Raw genomic sequence first — 20737 nt, forward strand, 5'->3', positions numbered from 1 at the left:
CTTATTTAGTAGACTTATAGGAGTTTATAACCCCCTGACGCGATCAGGTCAAGTCGACCCACGGAGTCCTGACGCTTCGGTCAGCGGGCACCATCTCCCGCCGGCAACCGCGGGACCGCCGCGACCAGCTCCTTCGTGTACGGGTGCGAAGGCATGAAGAACACCTCGTCCACGTCCCCCTCCTCCACCACGACGCCGTCCTTCATGACCAGCACCCGGTCGCTGAGGTGATGGACGACCCCGAGATCGTGGGAGATGAACAGCAGCGCCGTTCCGTCCTCGGCCTGGATCTCGGCCAGCAGGTCGAGCACCTGCGCCTGGATCGAGACGTCCAGCGCGGAGACCGGCTCGTCGCAGACGAGCACGTCGGGCCGCGGGCCCAGGGCACGGGCGATCGCGACCCGCTGGCGCTGGCCGCCGGAGAGCTCGCGCGGGTGCCGCCCGCGGACCTCCGGCGCCAGGCCAACCCGGTCCAGCAGCTCGATCACCCGCGCGGCGCGTGCCTGGCCGGACAGGTCTCGCAGCGGCTCGGCGACCAGGCGGCCGACCGTGTGGCGGGGATCGAAGGAGTCCAGCGGGTTCTGCGAGATCAGCTGGATCAGCTGCCGATGCGGGCGGCGGGCCCGTTCCGGGATGCCGGTCCACCGCCGGCCGTGCAGCAGGATCTCGCCCGCCGACGGCGCGAGCAGCCCGAGGACGAGCCGGGCGAGCGTCGTCTTGCCGGATCCCGACTCGCCGACCAGCCCCAGCGTCTCGCCCCGGTGCAGAGAGAAGGACACCTCGTCGACCGCCTTGCGCCGGTCGCCGTAGGAGACGGACAGCCCCGAGGCGGAAAGCACGGGCTTGGAGTGATCGACGACCCGCTCGGGAGGCAGCCGGCCGTCAGGGGTGCGCGACAGGCGGGACCCTCTGGAGGCGGCGGACGGCACGGCGGCCAGGAGCTCCCGCGTGTAGGCGTGCGCCGGAGCGGCGAGCACCCGGTCGACCGGCCCCTCCTCGACCACGACGCCGTCCTTCATGACCAGCACCCGGTCCGCGATCGACGCGACGACGGCGAGATCGTGGCTGATCACGAGCAGCGCGGTGCCGTCGGCCCGGCGGGCGGCGAGCAGGCGCAGGATCTGCGCCTGGACGGTGACGTCGAGTGCGGTGGTCGGCTCGTCGGCGATGATCAGAGCCGGTTCGGCGGCGATCGCGGAGGCGATCAGCGCCCGCTGCCGCAGCCCGCCGGAGAGCTGGTGCGGATGCTGGCGGGCGCGCACCGCGGGTTCGGGGACGCCCACCGCTTCCAGCAGTTCGAGTACGCGTGCCGCGCGGCGGGCCCGGGGCACGACGTCATGGACCGACAGCACCTCGGCGATCTCGCTGCCCACGGTGCGGAGCGGGTCGAGCGAGACGAGGGCGTCCTGCAGGACGAGCCCCGCGAACCGGCCGCGCAGGCGCCGCCAGTCCTCGGGGCCGAAGGCCAGGGCGTCCCCGCCGCCGATCTCCAGCCGCGACGCGCTCACCTGGGCGCCCGGCCCGGCGAGGCCGAGCAGCGAGCGGGCCGTCACGCTCTTGCCGGATCCCGACTCGCCCACGATGGCGACGCACTCGCCCGGGGAGATCGTGAACGAGACGCCGCGTACGGCTTCCACCCCGGCGGCGGGGAAGCCGACGCGCAGGTTCGCCACGGAGACGAGGGGCGCGCCGGCCGGGCCCGCGATCGTGCGCGGGGCGGCATCGGTTTCGGTCACGCGTTCCTCCCTTCGAAGCGGCGCTGCAGGCGCCGCCCGGCCACGGTCAGGCTCACCACGGTCAGGCTGATCGCGGCAGCCGGGAACAGGGTCTGCCACCAGGCGACCCTCAGATAGTTGCGAGCCTCGGAGAGCATCGCCCCCCATTCGGCGGCGGGCGGTTGCGGGCCCATCCCGAGGAAGCTGAGACCCGAGGCGGCGATGACGGCCTGGCCGAGCCCGAGCGTCGCCATCACCGGGATCGGGCCCAGCACGTTGGGCAGCACATGCCGCAGGGTCAGAGCCGTACGGGACAGGCCGAACGTCACCGCCTGCTCGACGTATCCGGCCCGCCGCACGACGAAGGCCTGCGCCCGGATCACGCGGGCGTAGGTGGGGATCTGGGCGATGCCGATGGCGAAGATCACGTTCCCGGTCCCGGGACCGGTGATCGCGATGACCAGCAGGGCGAGCAGCAGCTCGGGGAAGGTCGAGAGCACGTCGAAGCAGCGGGTGAGAGCCTCGTCCACCCACCGGTGCGACAGCCCGGCCACCAGGCCGAGCAGCACCCCGGCGCCCACGGCGAGCGCGACGGCCGCCAGCCCGATGCTGGCCGAGTGACGGGCGCCGTGCACGACCCTGGCGAGCACGTCCCTGCCGAGGTGGTCGGTGCCGAACCAGTGCGCCGCGCTCGGCGCTTCCAGAGCGTGCAGGGGGTCGGCGGCCAGCGGGTCCGTTCCGGACAGCAGACCCGGCACGGCCACCGCCACGACCAGCAGGAGCAGAACGATGACCGGGGGCGAGCGCCGCGCGGTGAGCGTGATGGCGGCCATCAGGCCTCCCTCAGCCGCGGGTCGATGAGGCGGTAGGCGAGGTCGAGCAGGGTGCTGACGGTCACGTAGACCACCGCGGAAATGATCACCACCGCCATCACGACCGGCATGTCCCTGCCGGTGACGGCAAGCAGCGTCACCTGGCCGAGCCCGGGACGGCCGAAGACCGACTCGATGATGATGGCCCCGGCGAACAGCCCGCCGACGAACCAGCCGACGAGCGTGACGGTGGGGAGCAGCGCGTGACGCAGGGCGTGCCGCGCCACCAGGGCGCGTTCGGTCAGGCCGCGCGACCGTGCGGTGAGTGCGAACGGCTGCTCCATGGCCCGTTCCAGACCCTCCCTGAGCACCTGGCCGAGCACGCCCGCGATGGGCAGCCCGAGCGTCAGCGCGGGCAGGATGAGCGCGGTCCAGCTCTGGGCGCCCGAGACCGGGAACCAGCCGAGCGTGAAGGAGAAGACGGCCAGCAGCAGCAGCCCGATCACGAAGGGCGGCACGGAGACGGCCACCAGCTCGGTCCCGGAGGCCGCGCGCCTGGCCCAGGGGCCCCGGCCCGCCGTCGCCAGCGCGACCGCCATGGCGAGCAGCACGCCGATGACGGCGGCGGCCAGCCCCAACTGCGCGGTGGGCCAGATCTGCGTGGCCAGGATCTCGCCCACGCCTCGCTGGAGCTGGTACGACCGGCCCAGGTCACCCTGGACCAGGCGGCTCAGATAGTCCAGGTACTGCACGACCTCGGGGCGGTCGAGGCCCCATTCGGCGATGATCTGCGCCCGGATCTCGGGTGTGTCGGCGCCGTCGCCGATCAGGATGTCGACGGTGTCGCCGGGAGCGAGCAGGAGCGCCACGTAGGAGGTGGTGGCCGCCGCCCACAGCACGGCCAGCCCGGAGCCGAGCCGCCTGGCCACGGGAGCGAGCCTCCCGCGGCGGAGCGCCTGCTCGCTCATGTGCCGATCCGCACGTCGTAGGCGCTCTTCGGGGTCCCGGACCCCGGGTCGAAACCGAGCCCCTGCACGTCCTTCCTGGCGGCGATCTGGTCGGCCGGGACGTAGATCGGGAAGACGATCGCGTGCTCCGTCACGACCTTCTGCTGGATCTTGGCATACAGTCCCTTGCGCTCGGCCGCGTCCGAACTGGCCGCGGCCTTCCGCAGCCACTTCTCGACCTCGGCGTCCTTGAAGTGGGAGCGGTTGATGGCCCCCTTCTCCGGCAGGATGAGGTTGAGCGCGGCGCCCACGTCGGAGTCGCCCCGCGAGTTCTCGAAGAGCTCGTACTCGTTGGCGGTCAACGCCTTCTGCGCGGTGCCCTGGTCCACGATCTGCACCTGGAAGTCGATGCCGGCCCGCTGCTTGACCTGGGCCTGGATGGCCTGGGCGAGGATGTCGCGACGGTCTCGCACGAAGGGGGCGGAGGCCACGGTGCGCACGGTCAGGCGCTTGCCGTCCTTGGTGCGGTAACCCTGGGCGTCCCGGCTGGTCCAGCCGGCCTCGTCGAGCAGGGCGTTGGCCTTGGCCGCGTCGCCGCCGTAGGTCTTCTCCAGGCTCGCGTCGTAGAACGGGCTGCTCTGGCCGACGATGCTCCAGGCCCGGGTGGCCGTGCCCTGGTAGACCGAGGCGAGCACCGTGTCCACGTCCGCGGCCTCCCTGAACGCCTGCCGCACGCGCTCGTCGTCGAACGGCTCGCGGGAGGTGTTGAAGTAGTAGGAGAACGCGGTGCCGGAGTTGAGCGCGGTCTGGAAGGAGAGGCCGGGATCGCTCTTGATGAGAGCCACCTCGGTCGCCGGCACGCCCTCGATCACCTGCACCTGGCCGGAGGTGAGCGCCCCGACGCGGACGGCGGCCTCGGGCAGGAAGCGGTAGGTGACCTCCTGCAGGTGCGCGGGGCCCTGGTGCGCGGCGCTGGACGGCGCCCACGCGTAGGCCGGGTTCCGCTTGTAGTGCGCCTCCTGGCCCTGCACGTACCTGTCGAGGATGAACGGTCCGGTCCCGACCACGTCGGTGCCGCCCGCCTTGAGGTTCTTGGCTGCTTTCAGTGACTTGGGGGAGATCTGTCCCCCGTAAGGCGAGGACAGGAAGTCGAGGAACAGCCCGTCCGGCTCCTTGAGCGTGATCTTCAGGGTGGTGGGCGAGACCACCTCCGCCTTGTCGAAGGCGCGCAGCTGGATGGCGGCCACGACCGGGTTGTAGTCGGGCACCAGAAACTGGTCGAGGTTCGCCTTCACGGCGGTCGCGTCGAACTTCTCGCCGTCGTGGAAGGTGACGTCGTCGCGGAGCTCGAAGGTGTAGGTCAGCTGGTCGTCGGAGACCTTCCAGGACTTGGCCAGCCAGGGGACGAACTCGCCGTCCTCGCCGCGTGCCACCAGCGCGTCGAACTGGTTGAACACCAGCAGCCTGGCCTTGTTCTGGGCCCAGTGGTGGGGGTTGAAGGTGACGGGCTGGGTCTCGACGGCCCAGGTCAGTGATCCGCCGGCGGCGGACTCGGGGACGGGTGCTTCGCTCTGCGCGCCGCACGCTGTGACGACGAGCGAGGCCGCGATCATCAGGGAGAGGGGCCCTCTGGTGAGCTTCACGGGCAACGGACCTCCGGGGAAAGTGCAGAAAGTGGGCGCGCTGGATGACCGGCCGGGGGACGCTGGCCCGGCCGGTCACGTTCACGGGTGTCAGGTGTTTGCGATGAAGCGGCCGAAGCGGCCCTGGTGATACAGCAGCGGACGGCCCGTGCTGTGCACGTTCGCCTCGGCGACCAGACCCACCACGAGGGTGTGGTCGCCGACGTCGACGGTCTCGTGGGGCAGGCAGATCAGGTGGGCCGAGACGTCCTGCAGCAGGGGCGCTCCGAGCGGCCCCGGCCGCCACCTGGTGGGCTCGGCGAACCTGTCGACGCCCTTGCGCGCGAACCTGGCAGCCACCTCGACCTGATCGCTGGCCAGGACGTTGACCGCGAAGTGGTCGGCGGACCGCAGCCAGGGCCAGGTGGTGGAGCTCTGGTCGACGTAGAAGGAGACCAGGGGTGGATCGAGGCTGACCGAGGAGAAGGAGGTCGCGGTCAGCCCCACGGGGATGCCGTCGGTCTGCGCGGTGATCACCACGACGCCCGCTGCGTGCACCGCGAGAGCCCGGCGGAAGTGCTCGGAGTCGACGGCCCGGTCCGGCAGGGTGTCCGTCATGAGGCCACCTCTTCGAGGTCGGCTTCGTCGTCGGGCAGGTCGTACCAGTGGATGTCGCCCAGTTCTGGCTGTATGGCGGGGGCGAGGTGTCTGTTCTTGATCACGGATGTTCCCTCTAAGGAGGCGCGCCGGTGCGCCGGGCGCGCGCGAAAACGGATCGCAGCGGGCATGGGCGCCATCGGCCACGCCGGGAAGGTGGAGGTGAGCGGTCGACTGTCCGTGATCAACGACACTGGGCGCTGGCGACGTGACCGAAGTCCACGTGCGGGCGCCGGGTCAGGTAAAGGCCCTGGCTCATATCCCGAACCTACGAGCCCGTCCGGACAAAGTCAATATTTCCTACTGGATATACATGAAATTCTCACGCCCAGGCCCCCGCCAGCAGCTCGTAGGAGCGCACCCGGTCCGCGTGGCCGTGGGTGATGGTGGTGATGAGCAGCTCGTCGGCTCCGGTGACGCGCTGGAGCGAGCGCAGCCCATCGGCCACCTTCTCCGGCGATCCGACGAACTGCGTGTCCACGCGATCGGCGACCAGCGCCAGATCCGACTCGCTCCACACGTGGGCGTCGGCCTCCCGCGGGCTGGGGTACGGCATGGCGCCCTGCCCGGTGCGGATGCTCCGCACCCACAGCGGGTACGGCCTGGCCAGCTCGGCCGCGGTGGCGTCGTCCTCGGCCACGACCACGTCGGCCGAGACGACCACGTACGGCTCGGCCAGAGCCGCCGACGGTTTGAACGCCTTCCTGTACGCCTCCACGGCCTCCAGCACGTGGGACGGGCTGACGTGGTAGTTCGCCGCGAACGGCAACCCCCGCTCGCCCGCCACCTGGGCGCTCTGGCCGCCGCTGCTGCCCAGGATCCACAGCTCCACGTCGGCGCCCTCGCCGGGCACGGCGTTCGCCGGCAGCCCGTCGGGAGAGGTGAAGGTGCCCTGCAGGAAGGCGATGACCTCGTCGACCTGGTCGGCGAAGTCGGGGGTCCGCGCTCCCGGCTGCTGCAGCAGTGACGCCTGGAAGGCCAGCCGGGGGGACCTGACGAGCGCGGAGAAGTCGAACGGGGGCGGGATGAGCAGGCCGTCGACGATCCTGGGCGTCACGGGCTCGTCCGCCGGCGGAGCCTTGCTCGCCAGCTCGGCCCGGCGCTGCCCCGAGCGGCCGAGCCCGAGGTCGATCCGGCCGGGATGCAGCGCGTCGATGAGGCCGAACTGCTCGACCACCGCCAGCGGTGTCTGGTGGCCGAGCTGGACGGCCCCTGAGCCGACCCGGATCCGCCTCGTCGCCGCGGCCACCAGGGCGATCAGGACGGCCGGGGCCGAGCTCGCCACGCCGGCGGCGAAGTGGTGCTCGGCCAGCCAGTAGCGCCGGTAGCCGTACTCCTCGGCCTGCCTGGCCAGGTCGAGCGTGTTGCGCAGGGCGTCGGCCGCGGTGCCGCCCGAGGGGATCGGCGCCAGGTCGAGGATGGACAGGGGAGACGGGCGAGATGGGGGAACGGTCATGACAGCCCTTCCGGAAACGGCCTGCTGGGGATCTCCTTGCGCAGGGCGGGAGCGATCTCGCCCTGGAACAGCTCGAGCGCGGCCCGGTGCTGCTTGTCGGTCAGCCCGTCGGCGTCGGCGTGCAGGTGCATCACCTCGTGGCCGAACCGCTCGTGGTATCGGTGGATCTTGTCGATGATCTGCTGCGGGCTGCCGACCAGGATCGAACTGCGCTCGATGGCGTCCTCCAGCGTGGGGAAGACCGGAGGCAGGCCGTACCTCCTGAACGTCTCCAGGCGGGCCTCGTAGATCGGCCGGTAGGTCTCCACGGCCTCCTGCGAGGTCCTGGCGGCGTAGTAGCCCGCGCTTCCCGCGCCGATCAGGGCGTCGGCCGGGTCGTGGCCGTGGTGCGCCCACCGCTCTCGGTAGTAGTCGATCAGCTCGGCGTACGGCTCGATGGGGTTGGTGACGTTCGCGGAGAAGAGCGGGTCGCCGTAACGCGCCGCCAGGTCCACCGACTCCTTGCTGGTCGCGCTGCCGTGCCAGACGCGGATCGGCTGCTGCAACGGCCGCGGCCAGGTCTCCGCCTCGGTCAGCGACGGCCTGAACCGCCCCTCCCAGGTGACCTTGTCCTCGCGCCAGAGCCTGCGGAACAGCTCGTAGCCCTCCCGGTTACGGTCCCACTGGTCCTCGGCCGTGACGTGGAACAGCTGCGCCTGCGCCGCCCCGTTGCCCTTGCCGATGATCAGCTCCAGGCGTCCTTCCGACAGGTGGTCGAGGGTGGCGTAGTCCTCGTAGGCGCGCACCGGGTCGAGCAGGCTGAGCGTGGTCACGGCGGTGAACAGCCGGATGCGGGAGGTGCGGGCGGCGATGTGGCTGAGCACGACGGGCGGTGAGGAGGAGATGAACGGCCGCTCGTGCCGCTCTCCGACGCCGAACCCGTCGAAGCCGAGCTCCTCGGCGAGGACCGCGTTCTCGACGACCTCACGGAACCGCTGGGTGGTGGACTTGCTGTGGTCGTAGGCGATGAGGGTGATGGCCAGGAACTTCACGGAGTGATCACCTTTTCGAAGCAGGTGGAGTACTGCAGCGACTCGTAGGGAGGGAAGATCGGGATCCGCGTGTAGCCCTCCCGCTCGTACAGCCGCACCGCGTCGGGCTGGCGGTCACCGGTCTGCAGGATGATCCGCTGCGCGCCGAGCCCGCGCGCGGCGTCCTCGGCCGCTGTCAGCAGGGCCCGCGCCACGCCGGTCCCGCGGTGGGACGGAGTGACGTACATCCGTTTGAGTTCCACTTCCTGGCCGAGCCGGCGCAGGATCAGATGGCCGACGGGCAGCTCGCCGTCGAAGGCGACGCCGGTGTACAGCACGGTCCCGGCCTGGACGGCCATGCCGGACGGCAGGTGACCGGGATCGGTGAGCCTGTCGGTGTAGCGCCACCGCATCTCCTCCTCCATCGCCGCGCGCAACGCCTCGGCCGCCGGGTCGTGGTAGGGCAGGGCCAGCACGGTGGTCGTGGCCTGGCTGGTCGTCATGCTTCTCCTCGCGTGATCAGGCCACTGGTGCCGTGTAGCGGCTGACCGGCCGGCCGAGGCCGAGCAGCCCGCGCAGGGTGCCGGCCTCGTAGGCGCTCCTGAAGGCGCCGTGCCTGCGCAGTGCCGAAGTCAGGTGTCGGGTGATCGCCTTGAGGTCGACGGGGACGACTCCCGGCCGCAGCCGGTAGCCCTCGATCCCGGCCTGCTGCCAGTCCAGGAGCAGCTCGGCCAGCTCGTCGGCGGTGCCGGCGAACACCGCGGCGTCCGAGGTGAGCTCCGCGCCGGCCAGCTCGTCGAGCCTGGCCTTACGGCCGGCGGCGTCGTCGCCCACGAAGACCAGCAGATCGGCGAAGACCTTGACCGGCTGCCCGTCCCTCGGGACGCTCCTGACCTGCTCGACGATGGCCGCGGCCTGGGCGCGGCTGTGCGGGGTGACGTAGACGATGTCGGCCGCGCGCGCCGGCAGCTCGTACGGCACGCGGGAGCCGCCGTGATCGAGAACCGTGACGATCGGCTGACCCTGCGGCGGCCTCGGCGTGATCGACGGCCCCTTGACGGAGAAGCGCGGGCCGGTGAAGTCGATGTAGTGGAGCCTGTCCCTGTCGACGAACCTGCCTGTGGGCACGTCGCGGATCTCCGCGTCGTCCTCCCAGCTGTCCCAGAGCCGCCTGGCCACCTCCACCGCGTCGGCCGCCTCGTCGAAGAGGTTCGCGAGATGGTCGAGGTCCACCCGGTCGGGGTCCAGGAGCGGGATGTCCCTGTGGCCGAAGTGCGCGGCCTCCGTCCTGCGGGGCGAGAGCTGGACGCGCCAGCCCGCCCGGCCGTTGCTGACGTGGTCGAGGGTGGCGATGCCGATCGCCACGTGGAAGGGCTCGGTGTGCGTCGTCGTGGCCGTCGGGACCAGGCCGATCCGTGTGGTGAGCGGCGCGAGCGCGGAGGCGAGCAGCACCGCGTCGAACCGGCCGCGGACCTGGTCGACGCGCTCGTCCGGCCCGTCGAAGAGCGTGGACTGCAGGCCCAGGGCGTCCTCGATGGTGACGAAGTCGAGCAGACCGCGCTCGGCCTCGGTGACGAGAGCGGCCCAGTGGCGCGCGGTGAACAGCTCACGCGGCCGGGCGGCCGGGTCGCGCCAGGCCGCGGGGTGCCAGCCGGCGCCGTCGAGGGCGACGGCCAGGTGCAGGGGAACGGTCGTCACGATGCCCCTCCAGGGACGGGTGCGGTGAGGCCGAGATGGTCGCGCAGCGTCGTGCCCGAATACTCGGTGCGGAAGACGCCGCGCTCTTGCAGGAGCGGCACGACCCGGTCGACGAAGTCGTCGAGCCCGCCCGGGGTGAGGTGGGGGACGAGGACGAAGCCGTCCGCCGCGTCGGTCTGGACGAACTCGTCGATCTGCCCCGCCACGGTCGCGGGGGAGCCGACGAACGACTGGCGGCCGGTCATCTCGATCACCAGCTCGCGGATGGTCAGGCTCTTCTCCTCGGCCACCGCCCGCCATTTCGCGGCGACCGCCACCCGGTCGGCGAGTTGCACCCGCCCCTGGGACAGGCTCTGGTCCGCGGCGGGCTCGACGTCGGGCAGCGGGCCTTCGGGGTCGTAGGCGGACATGTCGCGCCCCCAGATCTGCTCCAGGAAGGCGATCGCGGTCTGCGGGCTCACCTGGAGGCGGCGGATCTCGGCGGCGCGCTCGGTCGCCTCGGCATCGGTGTCGCCGAGCGCGAACGTCGCCGCGGGCATGATCTTCAGCTGGTGCGGCTCGCGCCCGTGCCTCGCCAGCCGTCGCTTGACGTCGATGTAGAAGGCCCGGCCCTCCTCCAGCGTGCCGTGGCGGCTGAAGATGACGTCGGCCGTCGCCGCGGCGAACTCCCTGCCCTCGTCGGAGTCGCCCGCCTGGATGATCACCGGGTGCCCCTGGGGGCTGCGCGGGACGTTGAAGCGCCCCTCGATGTCGAAGTGCCGCCCCTGGTGGCGGACGGTCGCGATGGAGTCCGGCCGCAGGAACGCGCCCCTGTCCTGGTCGGCGACGATCGCGCTGGGCTGCCAGGAGTCCCAGAGCGTCCGCGACAGCCGGACGAACTCCTCGGCCCGCGTGTAGCGGTCGGCGCGGTCGAGGTAGCCGCCGCGGCGGAAGTTCTCCCCGGTGAAGGCGTCGGAGGTGGTGACCACGTTCCACGCGGCGCGGCCCTCGCTGAGGTGGTCGAGCGTGGCCAGCCGCCTGGCCAGCTCGTACGGCTCGTTGAAGGTGGCGTTGACCGTCGCGGCGAGTCCGAGCCGGGTCGTGACGGCGGACAGTGCCGACAGCACGGTGAGCGACTCGGGCCGGCCGACCACGTCCAGGTCGTGGATGCGGCCCTTCAGCTCCCGCAGCCGCAACCCCTCGGCGAGGAAGAAGAAGTCGAAGCGGCCGCGCTCGGCCGTGCGGGCGAGATGCTCGAAGGAGGCGAAGTCGATCTGGCTTTCCGAACGAGGGTCGGCCCAGACGGTGGTGTTGTTCACGCCGGGGAAGTGCGCCGCCAGGTGAACCTGCTTGCGCGGCGCCGTCATGCGGGCTGCCCGGTCGGGCGCTCGCGGTGGTGTGGCGTGGTCCGGGTCGATGAGTCGTGCGGGTGGCCGGGCAGGCTGGTGGAAGCGGTCATCAAAGGCACCTCGTCAAGGTCGGCCAAAATACCTATATAAACAGTAGGAAAACCAGGTATTTCTGTCAACGTGCCGACCGCCTCCGGCTCCCCGTGGAACCGGAGGGGGTGTCAGTGGTCGCCGTGCTCGCGCCCGTCCGAGCGGCGCAGCGCGGTCGCCGGGAGGGGGATGGCCGAGAAGGGGTTGTCGGGAAGCAGGATGACCCGGCGGGCCTGGTCGGCCTGGCCCGCGGCGTCGAGGTGGAGCAGCGCCGTGCCGATCCCGGCCGCCCCGACCATGTAGCCGGTGTCGGCGCTGACCTCCTCCGGCCGCAACCTCCGGTACGCCTGGTACCACCGGTATCCCCGGTCGTCGTGGCCGCTGGCCCGGCCGATGAGGTTGGCGGCCAGCGTGCGCGCGAAGTCCAGGTGGGACTCGCGTCCGGTGGCGGCCCACAGGCCGACGAACAGCTCGATCAGCCCGGCCGCGCCGCAACACTGGCACGCCACGTTCCAGTAGCCCTCGGTCTGCCGGTGCGGGACGCCGCTGCGCACGATGCCGCGGGCCAGCCGCTCCACCCAGTCCATGTCACCGGGGTCGCCGGCCACCCGGTGGAGCTCGTAGAACATCCTGGCGACGCCTGCCGAGCCGGAGCAGAAGCCGAGGTAGTGCAGCCCGCGCGCCTCGGGCACGTGGTGCGGGACTGCGGCGCACTCGCCGGTCAGCACGCTGATCTCGCGGACGAACTCGGCGCCGCTGCGCGCGGCCAGCAGGAAGCGGTTGTCGCCGCTGACCCCGTACAGCCGGGCCAGCAGGAACGCCGTGCCCGCCGTGCCGGCCAGGAAGCCGGGCGTGACCGCGTCCACCGGCAGGTCGGCGCAGTCGCCGAAGCGGTGGCCGGGCACGGGCAGCCGCGCGATGCGCGCTCCGGCCTCGACGGCGGCCTCCTCGTACGCGGGGACGCCGAGCCGGGCCGCAGCCCGCAGCAGGCCGAGCACGATGCCGCCGTCGCCGCGCTGCGCGGGATCCGGGGACCAGCCGACCTCGCCGTTGATCAGCCGCCTGCGGCTGACGATCACGTCGGCGATGGCGGCGGCCTCGGTCTCGAAGCGGTCATCGCCCAGCGCCCAGCCCGCCTCCATGAGGGCGACCATCGTGCCGGTCAGCCCGTGGTAAAGAGTCAGGTCGCTCTGCTCCCGCCAGGTGGCCGCGAGCCGGCGGGCCCCGGCCCGCGCGTCGTCCAGGTAGGCCTCGTGGCCGGTGGCGGCTGCCAGCTCCAGGAAGAACAGCACGATGCCCGCGGCTCCGGAGTAGAGCGACCAGGGCTCGGCGGTGACGGCCGATCTGCCACGCGGATCGGGATTGGCACGCCAGTGGCGTCCATGCTCGTCGTCGACCGCCGCGGATCTGATCCAGCGCCCGGCCAGGATCGCGGCGGTCAGCGGCGACTCGGCGCGCTCGCTCGACGAGCGGGTCCTTTTCGGATTCACGACTAGATTATCCCACACACTTGGTAGGAAAATAAGGATTCACACGTGTGGATTAGGGAAGGACGAGGACGATGCCGCTGCCCCACTTCCTGGTGATCGGCGCCCCGAAGACCGGGACGACAGCCCTGCATGCCGCACTCAACGAGCACCCCGCGCTCTACCTGTCCCATGTCAAAGAGCCCAAGTTCTTCCTCACCGACGACGGACCGCCGCCCGCCCGCGGCGGCCCCGGCGACGCCCAGACCTACCGGGAGCACGTCTGGCGCAGGCAGGACTACGAGGCACTCTTCTCCGCGGCGCCGCAAGGCGCACTGCTCGGCGAGGCCACTCCCTTCTACCTGTACGACCTGGACGCGCAGCGGCGCATCCGGGAGACCATCCCGCAGGCGCGGCTCATCGTGATCGTCCGCGACCCCGTCGAGCGGGCCCACTCCAACTGGACCCATCTGTGGTCCGCCGGGCTGGAACCGATCGGCGACGTGGTGCGCGCGTGCGCCGCGGAGCCACGCCGGATCACGGCGGGATGGGCGCACTTCTGGCACTACGTGGGGCTGGGCAGGTACGGCGAGCAGCTCGCGCACCTGTTCACGCTGTTCCCCCGCGAGCAGGTGCTGGTCTTCCGCTATCGGGACCTGGTCGACAGGCCCACCGAGACGCTGGACCGGATCTGCGCCTTCCTGGGCGTCGAACAGGGCGTCCTCACCGGGATGCCCAGGGAGAACGTGACCGCGCACCCGGAGGCCGGAGGCCGGCACGCCCTGCTGTCCGCGACCCTCAGGACAGGCGCGCGCATCGGCCGGTTCCTGCCGCTCGGCCTGGGGGAGACGCTGACGGAGCGCATCGAGCACCTGCTCCAGCGGCGCGGCAACTCGCGGCAGCCGCTCACCTGGGAACAGCGCCAGCAGCTCATCCCCCACTTCGCCGACGACATCGCGCTGCTGCAGGACGTCACCGGCGAGGACTTCGGCGACTGGTTGCAGCCGAGAGAGCGCTCGGGCGGGCTCGTCGGGGCCCGCCCGCCAGGCCAGCGCCAGTCACGCAACGGCCGGCCACGGCCGAAGTCCGGCTAGGCGCGCAGTTCGGTGCGCAGCTCGTGGCCGCCGTCGGCGCGCGTGTACTCGTAGTAGAGCCGCACGCCGCCGCCGGGCAGGTCGACGATGTCCAGGTAGCGCAGCCCACCGCCGGCGTGCGGGGAGGACGCGGCGGGCTCGGTGCCCACGGGCGTCAGCGCCGCCGGGTCCGATCCCGCGGCGATCCCCGTCCGCTCCTCGTAGTTCTCCGCCGCGCTGGCCCGGCCGTCGTAGTAGGCGAGCACGCCGTCATCGGTGAAGCGCACGGCGGCGACCCGGGTGCCACGCGCGTCCCAGGTGCCGGGGCGGCCGCTCAGTGCGGTGCCGTGCCAGGTCCACTGGAGGCCGTCGTCGCTGGTCGCGTAGTCGGTCACCATCTGGTCGGCCTCGTCGGGGTCGGCCAGCGGGTGGCAGGAGGCCCACAGGTGCCAGGTCCCGCCGCGCCGTACGATCACCGTGTCCTTGACCCCGGTCTTGGGGTCGCCGGGCAGCACCGTGATCCGGCCGGCGGGGTCGAACGCGGCGGGGTCGTCGGCTTCGAGCACCTCCACCCGCCAGTGCTTGGTGCCGTAGGTGGCGCAGCTGAGGTAGAGCCGCCAGCGCCCCTCCTCGGTGCGGACCAGCGACGGGCGCTCAAGGGACTCGGCGTCCATCTCCGTCCGCGTGATCGTCAACAGGGTCTCGAAGCGCTCGCCGTCGGTGGAGCGCGCCACGACCACGGCGTGACCGCGCCCCTCCCCGATGGGCCTGCGCAACCGGTAGGCCAGGTAGATCGACCCGTCCCAGGCCACGGCACTGGGCGCGCCGGCCCAGTGGCCCTGCCCGGGGGCCTCCGGCACGATGGCGGCCACCGACTGGTCAGGGACAGGGAGGAAGGCCCCGGCGTCGGGGGCGATCCGATCATTGATCGACATGGACACGAGGTTAGGCCGCGAGCCAAGGAGATTCATGGAGGTTCCGCCCTTCATGGTGCCAGGATCGAGATCCCTTGACTATTTCATATATTCCCGATTGATTTCCTCGGAAATAACAGCATACGGCCGCCGGCCACGAGCTCGGGGCGTGCGTCTCGCGGCCGGGCGAGTTCCGGCGCTAGGACCGGCCGGGAAGGCGGACCACCATGGAGGTCCTGCCGGGCGCCGAGTCCACCTCGATCGAACCGCCGTGCTGCTCGGTGACGACACGGTAGACGATGTGCAGGCCGAGGCCGGTGCCCTTGCCGATGTCCTTGGTGGTGAAGAACGGCTCGAACAGGCGGCCGCGGATCTCCTGGGGGATGCCGGGGCCGGTGTCGGCGATCTCCACGGCCACGCAGGTGCCGTCCCGGCGGGTGCGCAGATGCAACTCGCCCTTGCCGCCGAGGGCGTCGAGCGCGTTGTCGATCAGGTTGGTCCACACCTGGTTGAGCTCGGCACCCCGCGCGGTCAGCAGTGGCAGGGCGGGGTCGTAGTCGCGGTGGACGGTGATCCCCGAGGACTTCGCCGACAGCAGGCGCAGCGTGGACTCCAGCCCCTGGTGGATGTCCACCTCCTGTTCGGGGGCCCGGTCGAGCTGGGTGTAGGTGCGCACGTCGTCCACGAGCGCGCTGAGCCGGGACACGCTGTCGGTCAGGTCCGTGGCCAGCGACTCCACGGTCAGGATCGCGCACAGATAGCGCAGCGCGGGCTCCAGCGCCTCGCCCACCCGTCCGGCCAGCGCGTCCAGCCAGGCCGGGTCCGCGCCGCCGTCGGCGAGCAGGCCGGACTCGGCGGCCGCGGCTTCCTGGCCGTGGTCGTCCAGCCAGTCGCTGATTTCGTCTTCGAGGTCGGCGGCGGCGAGCGCGCCGATCCCGGTCCTGGCGGTCAGGCCCTGCCTGACGTCGTCGCGGTGGCCGTGCGCGCTCCAGGCGGCCGCGGCGGCCTCCAGCTCGACGATGGCCCTGGGGAGCTGGGCGGTGGCGCGCTTGGCGGCGGCGGCGGGGTTGTTCAGCTCGTGCGCGAGCCCGGCGGCGACGGTGCCGAGGGCCGTGAGCATGCCGCGCTCGCGGGCCTTGGTCTCCTCGGCCCTGATCCGCCAGGCCAGCACGGGCAGCATCACCCTGGCGATCTCCGGGCAGCGTCCGAGCATGTCCTCGAAGTCGGCGGGGCAGAGCACGCCCACCCGGCCCGGCGCGGTGACGGTGGCGGTCGCGATGTGCGGCTCGCCGGTCAGGAGCTGGACCTCGCCGGTGAAGAAGTTCGCGGCGGACGGCTTGTCCGTCTCGGGCGGGTCGCCGGAGATGCGGTGCCGGGTCAGCACCTCCTCGCGCCCGCCGACGGTCTTGGTCAGTGTGAGCTCCCCCGCCAGCAGGATGAACAGCCCGCTCGGCGGGTCACCCTCGGCGAACAGCACGTCGCCCGGCTCGGCCTCCCGCACGTCCATGGCCTGGTCCACCCAGGCGAGCGTGTCCTGCGACAGGCTCTCGAACAGGGGGATGTCGCGTAACTCCATCATGGCGCCGCCAGATACTCGTGGACGAAGGCGACGGCCATGGCGCCCTCGCCGACGGCGGAGGCGACCCGGCGCATCGCGCCGCTGCGGGTGTCGCCCGCCGCGAAGACCCCGGGCACGGTGGATTCGAGCAGGGCTCTGCCCTCGCCGCCGGTGACCACGAAGCCGTGCTCGTCGAGCTCGATGTCGCCGGGCAGCCAGCCGGTGCACGGCGAGGCGCCGATGAAGGTGACGGCGGCCTCGGCCGGCAGCGTCTCCTCGCCGTCCGGGCCGCTCACGGTCACGCTCTCCAGCCGCCCGCCGCCGTTCATGCCCAGCACCCGGGTGCCGGGGCGGACCTCGATGGTGGGGACGGCGCGGATCTGCTCGATCAGGTAGGTGGACATCCTCGCCTCCAGCGAGGCGCCGCGGACCAGCATGATCACCCTGTCGGCGTACTTGGCGAAGTACATCGCCGCCTGCCCCGCCGAGTTGGCGCCGCCGATGACGCACACGGTCTGGCCTGCGCACGACATCGCCTCGGTGGAGGCGGCGCCGTAATACAGGCCCGCGCCCTCCAGCGCGGCCGCGCCCGGCACGTCGAGCCGGTTGTAGCTGACGCCGGTCGCCAGGATCAGCGCCTGCGCGGTGATCTCCGTGCCGTCGGTGAGCGTGAGGACCTTGACCGCGCCCTCCACCCGCAGCGCGGCCACCTCCTGCGGGGCCAGGATCTCCGCGCCGAGCCTGCGCGCCTGGGCGGCGGCCCTGCGTGCCAGGTCGCCGCCCGACAGGCCGGCGGGGAAGCCGAGGTAGTTCTCGATCCTGGAGCTGGTGCCCGCCTGCCCGCCGGGCGCCTCCCTGTCGATCGCGATCGTGCTCAGCCCCTCGGAGGCCCCGTACACGGCGGCGGCCAGCCCGGCCGGCCCCGCCCCCACGATCACCAGGTCGTACGCCCGCCGCTCCGCCACGGTCGTCAGCCCGAGCCGCGCGGCCAGCTCCGGGAGCTCCGGCGAGGCCAGCCGCTCCCCGTCGGGGAACTCCACCACCGGCGGCAGCAGCCCGGCCACGCTGTCCGGCTCCCTGTCGACGTCGGTGAACCTGAACGGCACCAGGTGCCGGGTGAGGAAGTCGCGCACGGCGTGCGTGTCGGGGCTGAAGCGCTGGCCGAACACCCTGATGCCCTGCCAGTGCTCCGCCTTGCTGGCCTGCCAGTCGTTCAGCAGGTCGTCGAGCACCGGGTAGAAGCGCTCTTCGGGCGGCTCCCACGGCTTCATCAGGTAGTGGTCGAGCCGGGCCTCGTTGATGGCCGCGATCGCCGCCTCGGTGTCGGCGTAGGCGGTCAGCAGCACCCGGCGCGCGTCCGGGAACAGCGTCATCGAGCCGCGCAGGAAGTCGACTCCACTGCCGCCGGGCATGCGCTGGTCGGAGACGAGCAGCGCCGGCTCCTCTCCCCGGCCGGCCAGCTCGGACAGCACCTTCTCGGCGTCGCCGGGCGAGCCCGCGGCGAGGATGCGGTAGCGGGCCGAGTAGGCGCGCCGCAGGTCACGCCGGATCGCCCGGAGCACCTGTGGATCGTCGTCGACGGCGAGGATGACGGGGCGCCGGTCGGGGGAATCTGATCTCGTGGGGGTCACGGCCCTCCCAAGGACGAGGCGTCGATCACGGTACTCGCGCGTCGCGGACGGGTAAAGGCGTCGGCACCAGCCGGTCGGTGAGCTCGCGCAGCCGCGCCGACAGCGGGCTGTCCGGATGCTCGCAGACGAACACCCCGCCCGCGTCGAGGGCGGCCAGCTCGGGCGTGTAACGCAGGATCGCGTCCGGCGCGAAGTCGTACGCCGAGCGGGTCCTGCGCAGCACCTCCTCCTCCGACATCAGCTCGGGCACCATGTTCACCACCACCCGTACGTCGGCCCCCTGCGCCATCGAGGACGGGCTGTACGGCTTGCGCGGCGCGTGCAGGGCGTCGGGCCGCTCGACCACGATGATCGTGTGGGCCAGACGCACGCAGATGACCGCCTCGCTGCTCAGCCCCGGCGGGGTGTCCAGCAGCAGCAGGTCGAGCTGGAGCGCCTCGATCAGGCGGCGGCAGCCGTCGACCAGCAGGCCGGGGTCGTAGCCGGTGGACAGCACCTGGGCGGCGTCGCGCTCGTCCCGGCAGGAGGGGACCACGAACAGCGCCCCGCCGATCTCGTCGAGGTCGCAGGTGACGCTCGCCGCCTTGTCGTGCGCGGTCTCGAGGATCTCGCACGAGCCGAGCAGGTAGTCCGTGAGCGTGGGCCCCTCCCCGCCCGCGAGGTTGAACATCACGTCGAGGCAGGGAGACTGCAGCGCGGTGTCGAGGATCGCGACCCGCTTGCCCGACATCGCGGCCACCACGGCGATGTTGGCGACCAGGTGCGACTTGCCCGTGCCGCCCCTGGGCGAGTAGGGGGTCAGGACAAGTGTCATGAGCCGTTCCTCCTGATCGCGAGCATGGTGATGTCGTCATGCTGGTCGGCGCTGCCCATGTGCGCGAGCACCCGGGCGTGCACCCGCTCGATGATCTCCTCGGCGCCGTCGTCGACGCCCGTGGCCAGCAGGTCGACCAGCCGCCCGAGGGTGAACATGGTGCCGGACTCGTCCATCGCCTCGGTCACGCCGTCGGTGTAGGCGAACAGGGTGTCGTCCGGCCGGAGCACGGTGCCGCCGATCTCGAACAGCGCGTCCGGCCACAGGCCGACCGCCGGACCGGTCGGCTGGAGCAGCTCGTGCCCGCCGCCCGCGCGGGTCACCACGGGCGGGTTGTGGCCGCCGTTGATGTAGGTGACCGCGCCGGAGGCGGGGTCGAGCACGCAGAAGAACAGCGTGGCGAAGTACGCCTGCCGCATGTGGTTCTCGACCATGTAGTCGTTGGTGCCGTGCACCGCGGCGAGCAGCGGGGCGGCGCCGAGCTCCGGGTAGAGCCGCAGGTCGGGGCCGTGCAGCATGGCGGGGGTGAGGGCGCCGGCCCAGCGCTGCCTGGCGGTGTGCCGCAGCAGGCTGCGGATGAGCGCCATGAACAGGGCCGCGCCCACGCCCTTGTCGCACACGTCGGCCACCAGGTAGGCGAGCCTGCGGCCGTTGACCATGTCGAAGCCGTCGTAGAAGTCGCCCGCGACCTCCCTGGCGGGCTCGAACCTGACCGCCACGTCCCACCCGGCGGGACTGGGCAGCTCGGCGGGCAGGAAGCCCTGCTGGATCTCCCTGCCGATCTGCAGGTCGCGCTCGGTGCGCAGCAGCCTGAGCACCTCCTCCTCGCCCGCCGCGGTCGTGAGCTGGTGCCGCTCCCTGCAGGTGAGCAGCCGGTTGAGCACGAGATCGGGGGAGAAGGGCGGCACCAGGTAGTCCATGCCGAGTGCCAGGTGGCGGTCGAGCGGTGAGTGGTCGGAGCCGCAGAAGACCACGGGGGTGGGGCCGTGGCCCGCGCGGTTGAGCCTGGCGCGCAGCTCGGCCACCTCTTCGGGGCTGAAGCGCGCCTCCATGAGGACGAGCTGGGGGATCAGCTCGTCGTGCAGGCCGCCCATGATGTCGTTGTGGGAGGCGACGACGATGGCGGCGCCGCCGGAGATCAGCGCCGCGCGCAACTCCAGGATGTCGTCGGTGTGTGGCTGGCGGCACGCCACCAGGACGGTGAGCTCATGCATTCGCGCGTCCCTGCCGGCGTACGACGATGATGGTCCTGTTCATGTTGCCCACCCGTTCATAGGCCAGCCGGTCGGCGCAGAGCTTGGCCAGCCGCAGGCCGAATCCGCCGATCCGGTCCGGTGCCGGGCGCTGCTCCACCTCGGCCGTGGTGGGGTCGAAGGGCTGCGACCAGTCGTGCATCTGCAGCAGCACGTGCCCGCTGCCGGGCGTGCCGTGCAGCTCGATCTGGTGCGGGTCGCCGCCGTTGGCCGGATACCCGTGCGTGACGATGTTGACGAACAGCTCGTCGGTCGCCAGCCGCAGCCGGTGCGCGTCCTTCGGCGACAGCCTGGCCTGCTCGCTCAGGTCCATCACGAAGGCGATGATCTGCTCGAGCGAGTCGATGGATGCCGACACGCGCAGCGTCTCCACGGCTAGGTCACCGGGCGCAGGACCACGGCGTGGTCCAGGCCGGTCATCCGGATCGTCTCGGTGACGGTCTCGTTGGCGCCCTCGACGACGATCTCCACGCCGTCGCCCATGTTCTGCCGGGCGAAGACCAGCCCGCGCAGGCCGGCCGAGGAGATGTAGTTGAGCTCGTGCATGGTCAGGGCCAGCGTGCGCGGCCGGTCCTTGGCAGCGCGTTGGAGGATCTCATAGAAGCCGGGGGCGGCCGTGGCGTCCAGGTCGCCGCTGAGCGCGATCACCACGTTCCGGCCTGCCGTGAGAATGTCTGCGTTGAATCCCATCGT

The 20737-nt window shown here is 71.8% G+C and carries 19 protein-coding genes; 1 reads left to right on the forward strand and 18 read right to left on the reverse strand.

Going from position 1 to position 20737, the window contains the following annotated elements; translation table 11 throughout:
• Positions 1 to 80: 80 nt before the first annotated feature.
• From V5E28_RS24285 to V5E28_RS24335, 11 genes are all read right to left on the reverse strand, one after another.
• Positions 81 to 1736 (reverse strand): ABC transporter ATP-binding protein, encoded by a 1656-nt coding sequence (locus V5E28_RS24285; protein ID WP_336209394.1) that lies wholly within the window; start codon positions 1734 to 1736, stop codon positions 81 to 83.
• Positions 1733 to 2548 (reverse strand): ABC transporter permease, encoded by an 816-nt coding sequence (locus tag V5E28_RS24290; RefSeq protein WP_336209395.1) that lies wholly within the window; start codon positions 2546 to 2548, stop codon positions 1733 to 1735. Before V5E28_RS24290 ends, V5E28_RS24285 begins: the two co-directional genes overlap by 4 nt.
• Positions 2548 to 3495 carry an ABC transporter permease gene (locus V5E28_RS24295; RefSeq protein ID WP_336209396.1) on the reverse strand — a complete coding sequence of 316 codons (948 nt, stop codon included), beginning with the start codon at positions 3493 to 3495 and terminating at the stop codon, positions 2548 to 2550. Before V5E28_RS24295 ends, V5E28_RS24290 begins: the two co-directional genes overlap by 1 nt.
• Positions 3492 to 5117 carry an ABC transporter substrate-binding protein gene (locus tag V5E28_RS24300; protein WP_336209397.1) on the reverse strand — a complete coding sequence of 542 codons (1626 nt, stop codon included), beginning with the start codon at positions 5115 to 5117 and terminating at the stop codon, positions 3492 to 3494. Before V5E28_RS24300 ends, V5E28_RS24295 begins: the two co-directional genes overlap by 4 nt.
• Before the next feature lie 90 nt (positions 5118 to 5207).
• Positions 5208 to 5714 (reverse strand): flavin reductase family protein, encoded by a 507-nt coding sequence (locus V5E28_RS24305; RefSeq protein WP_336209398.1) that lies wholly within the window; start codon positions 5712 to 5714, stop codon positions 5208 to 5210.
• Between the two features lie 361 nt (positions 5715 to 6075).
• A complete protein-coding gene (locus V5E28_RS24310; protein WP_336209400.1) occupies positions 6076 to 7209 on the reverse strand; it encodes an MsnO8 family LLM class oxidoreductase in 1134 nt (377 codons plus the stop codon).
• Positions 7206 to 8240, reverse strand: a complete 1035-nt coding sequence (locus tag V5E28_RS24315; RefSeq protein ID WP_442945860.1) for an LLM class flavin-dependent oxidoreductase — start codon at positions 8238 to 8240, stop codon at positions 7206 to 7208. The genes V5E28_RS24310 and V5E28_RS24315 overlap by 4 nt, the downstream gene beginning before the upstream one ends.
• On the reverse strand, positions 8237 to 8722 hold the full coding sequence (locus tag V5E28_RS24320) for a GNAT family N-acetyltransferase (RefSeq protein WP_336209401.1): 486 nt from the start codon (positions 8720 to 8722) through the stop codon (positions 8237 to 8239). The genes V5E28_RS24315 and V5E28_RS24320 overlap by 4 nt, the downstream gene beginning before the upstream one ends.
• Positions 8723 to 8738: 16 nt before the next feature.
• On the reverse strand, positions 8739 to 9917 hold the full coding sequence (locus tag V5E28_RS24325) for an LLM class flavin-dependent oxidoreductase (RefSeq protein ID WP_336209403.1): 1179 nt from the start codon (positions 9915 to 9917) through the stop codon (positions 8739 to 8741).
• Positions 9914 to 11263, reverse strand: coding sequence for an NtaA/DmoA family FMN-dependent monooxygenase (locus V5E28_RS24330; protein ID WP_336209404.1), 1350 nt, complete (start codon positions 11261 to 11263; stop codon positions 9914 to 9916). Before V5E28_RS24330 ends, V5E28_RS24325 begins: the two co-directional genes overlap by 4 nt.
• A 203-nt stretch (positions 11264 to 11466) precedes the next feature.
• Positions 11467 to 12825, reverse strand: coding sequence for a lanthionine synthetase LanC family protein (locus tag V5E28_RS24335; RefSeq protein WP_336209405.1), 1359 nt, complete (start codon positions 12823 to 12825; stop codon positions 11467 to 11469).
• Between the two features lie 71 nt (positions 12826 to 12896).
• Here V5E28_RS24335 and V5E28_RS24340 point away from each other — a divergent pair, with 71 nt between their 5' ends.
• The gene (locus V5E28_RS24340; RefSeq protein ID WP_336209406.1) at positions 12897 to 13895 is read left to right on the forward strand and encodes a sulfotransferase family protein; all 999 of its coding nucleotides are present in this window, start codon (positions 12897 to 12899) and stop codon (positions 13893 to 13895) included.
• Here the strand turns inward: V5E28_RS24340 and V5E28_RS24345 are convergent.
• The 7 genes from V5E28_RS24345 to V5E28_RS24375 all read right to left on the reverse strand — a co-directional run bounded on the left by V5E28_RS24345 (position 13892) and on the right by V5E28_RS24375 (position 20734).
• The gene (locus tag V5E28_RS24345; RefSeq protein WP_336209407.1) at positions 13892 to 14809 is read right to left on the reverse strand and encodes a hypothetical protein; all 918 of its coding nucleotides are present in this window, start codon (positions 14807 to 14809) and stop codon (positions 13892 to 13894) included. The two genes, V5E28_RS24340 and V5E28_RS24345, sit on opposite strands and share 4 nt — an antisense overlap.
• A 178-nt stretch (positions 14810 to 14987) precedes the next feature.
• On the reverse strand, positions 14988 to 16367 hold the full coding sequence (locus V5E28_RS24350; protein ID WP_336209408.1) for an ATP-binding protein: 1380 nt from the start codon (positions 16365 to 16367) through the stop codon (positions 14988 to 14990).
• Positions 16364 to 17977: an FAD-dependent oxidoreductase gene (locus V5E28_RS24355; protein ID WP_336209409.1), complete on the reverse strand. Its 1614-nt coding sequence runs from the start codon at positions 17975 to 17977 to the stop codon at positions 16364 to 16366. The genes V5E28_RS24350 and V5E28_RS24355 overlap by 4 nt, the downstream gene beginning before the upstream one ends.
• Positions 17978 to 18002: 25 nt before the next feature.
• Positions 18003 to 18791 (reverse strand): MinD/ParA family ATP-binding protein, encoded by a 789-nt coding sequence (locus V5E28_RS24360; protein WP_336209411.1) that lies wholly within the window; start codon positions 18789 to 18791, stop codon positions 18003 to 18005.
• Positions 18788 to 20005: a PP2C family protein-serine/threonine phosphatase gene (locus V5E28_RS24365; protein ID WP_336209412.1), complete on the reverse strand. Its 1218-nt coding sequence runs from the start codon at positions 20003 to 20005 to the stop codon at positions 18788 to 18790. The genes V5E28_RS24360 and V5E28_RS24365 overlap by 4 nt, the downstream gene beginning before the upstream one ends.
• Positions 19998 to 20402, reverse strand: coding sequence for an ATP-binding protein (locus tag V5E28_RS24370; protein ID WP_336209413.1), 405 nt, complete (start codon positions 20400 to 20402; stop codon positions 19998 to 20000). The genes V5E28_RS24365 and V5E28_RS24370 overlap by 8 nt, the downstream gene beginning before the upstream one ends.
• A 17-nt stretch (positions 20403 to 20419) precedes the next feature.
• Complete coding sequence (locus V5E28_RS24375) at positions 20420 to 20734, reverse strand: STAS domain-containing protein (RefSeq protein WP_336209416.1); 315 nt, start codon at positions 20732 to 20734, stop codon at positions 20420 to 20422.
• Positions 20735 to 20737 lie beyond the last annotated feature (3 nt).

Source organism: Nonomuraea sp. LPB2021202275-12-8, assembly GCF_037044575.1.
Taxonomy (GTDB): Bacteria; Actinomycetota; Actinomycetes; order Streptosporangiales; family Streptosporangiaceae; genus Nonomuraea.

What these genes read in the sequence shown, in the direction of transcription:
- V5E28_RS24290 (WP_336209395.1), bottom strand. Translation starts at nt 2,548, where the DNA reads ATGGCCGCCATCACGCTCACCGCGCGGCGCTCGCCCCCGGTCATCGTT.
- V5E28_RS24375 (WP_336209416.1), bottom strand. Translation starts at nt 20,734, where the DNA reads ATGGGATTCAACGCAGACATTCTCACGGCAGGCCGGAACGTGGTGATC.
- V5E28_RS24365 (WP_336209412.1), bottom strand. Translation starts at nt 20,005, where the DNA reads ATGCATGAGCTCACCGTCCTGGTGGCGTGCCGCCAGCCACACACCGAC.
- V5E28_RS24310 (WP_336209400.1), bottom strand. Translation starts at nt 7,209, where the DNA reads ATGACCGTTCCCCCATCTCGCCCGTCTCCCCTGTCCATCCTCGACCTG.
- V5E28_RS24320 (WP_336209401.1), bottom strand. Translation starts at nt 8,722, where the DNA reads ATGACGACCAGCCAGGCCACGACCACCGTGCTGGCCCTGCCCTACCAC.
- V5E28_RS24345 (WP_336209407.1), bottom strand. Translation starts at nt 14,809, where the DNA reads ATGTCGATCAATGATCGGATCGCCCCCGACGCCGGGGCCTTCCTCCCT.
- V5E28_RS24330 (WP_336209404.1), bottom strand. Translation starts at nt 11,263, where the DNA reads ATGACGGCGCCGCGCAAGCAGGTTCACCTGGCGGCGCACTTCCCCGGC.
- V5E28_RS24295 (WP_336209396.1), bottom strand. Translation starts at nt 3,495, where the DNA reads ATGAGCGAGCAGGCGCTCCGCCGCGGGAGGCTCGCTCCCGTGGCCAGG.
- V5E28_RS24360 (WP_336209411.1), bottom strand. Translation starts at nt 18,791, where the DNA reads ATGACACTTGTCCTGACCCCCTACTCGCCCAGGGGCGGCACGGGCAAG.
- V5E28_RS24340 (WP_336209406.1), top strand. Translation starts at nt 12,897, where the DNA reads ATGCCGCTGCCCCACTTCCTGGTGATCGGCGCCCCGAAGACCGGGACG.
- V5E28_RS24350 (WP_336209408.1), bottom strand. Translation starts at nt 16,367, where the DNA reads ATGATGGAGTTACGCGACATCCCCCTGTTCGAGAGCCTGTCGCAGGAC.
- V5E28_RS24305 (WP_336209398.1), bottom strand. Translation starts at nt 5,714, where the DNA reads ATGACGGACACCCTGCCGGACCGGGCCGTCGACTCCGAGCACTTCCGC.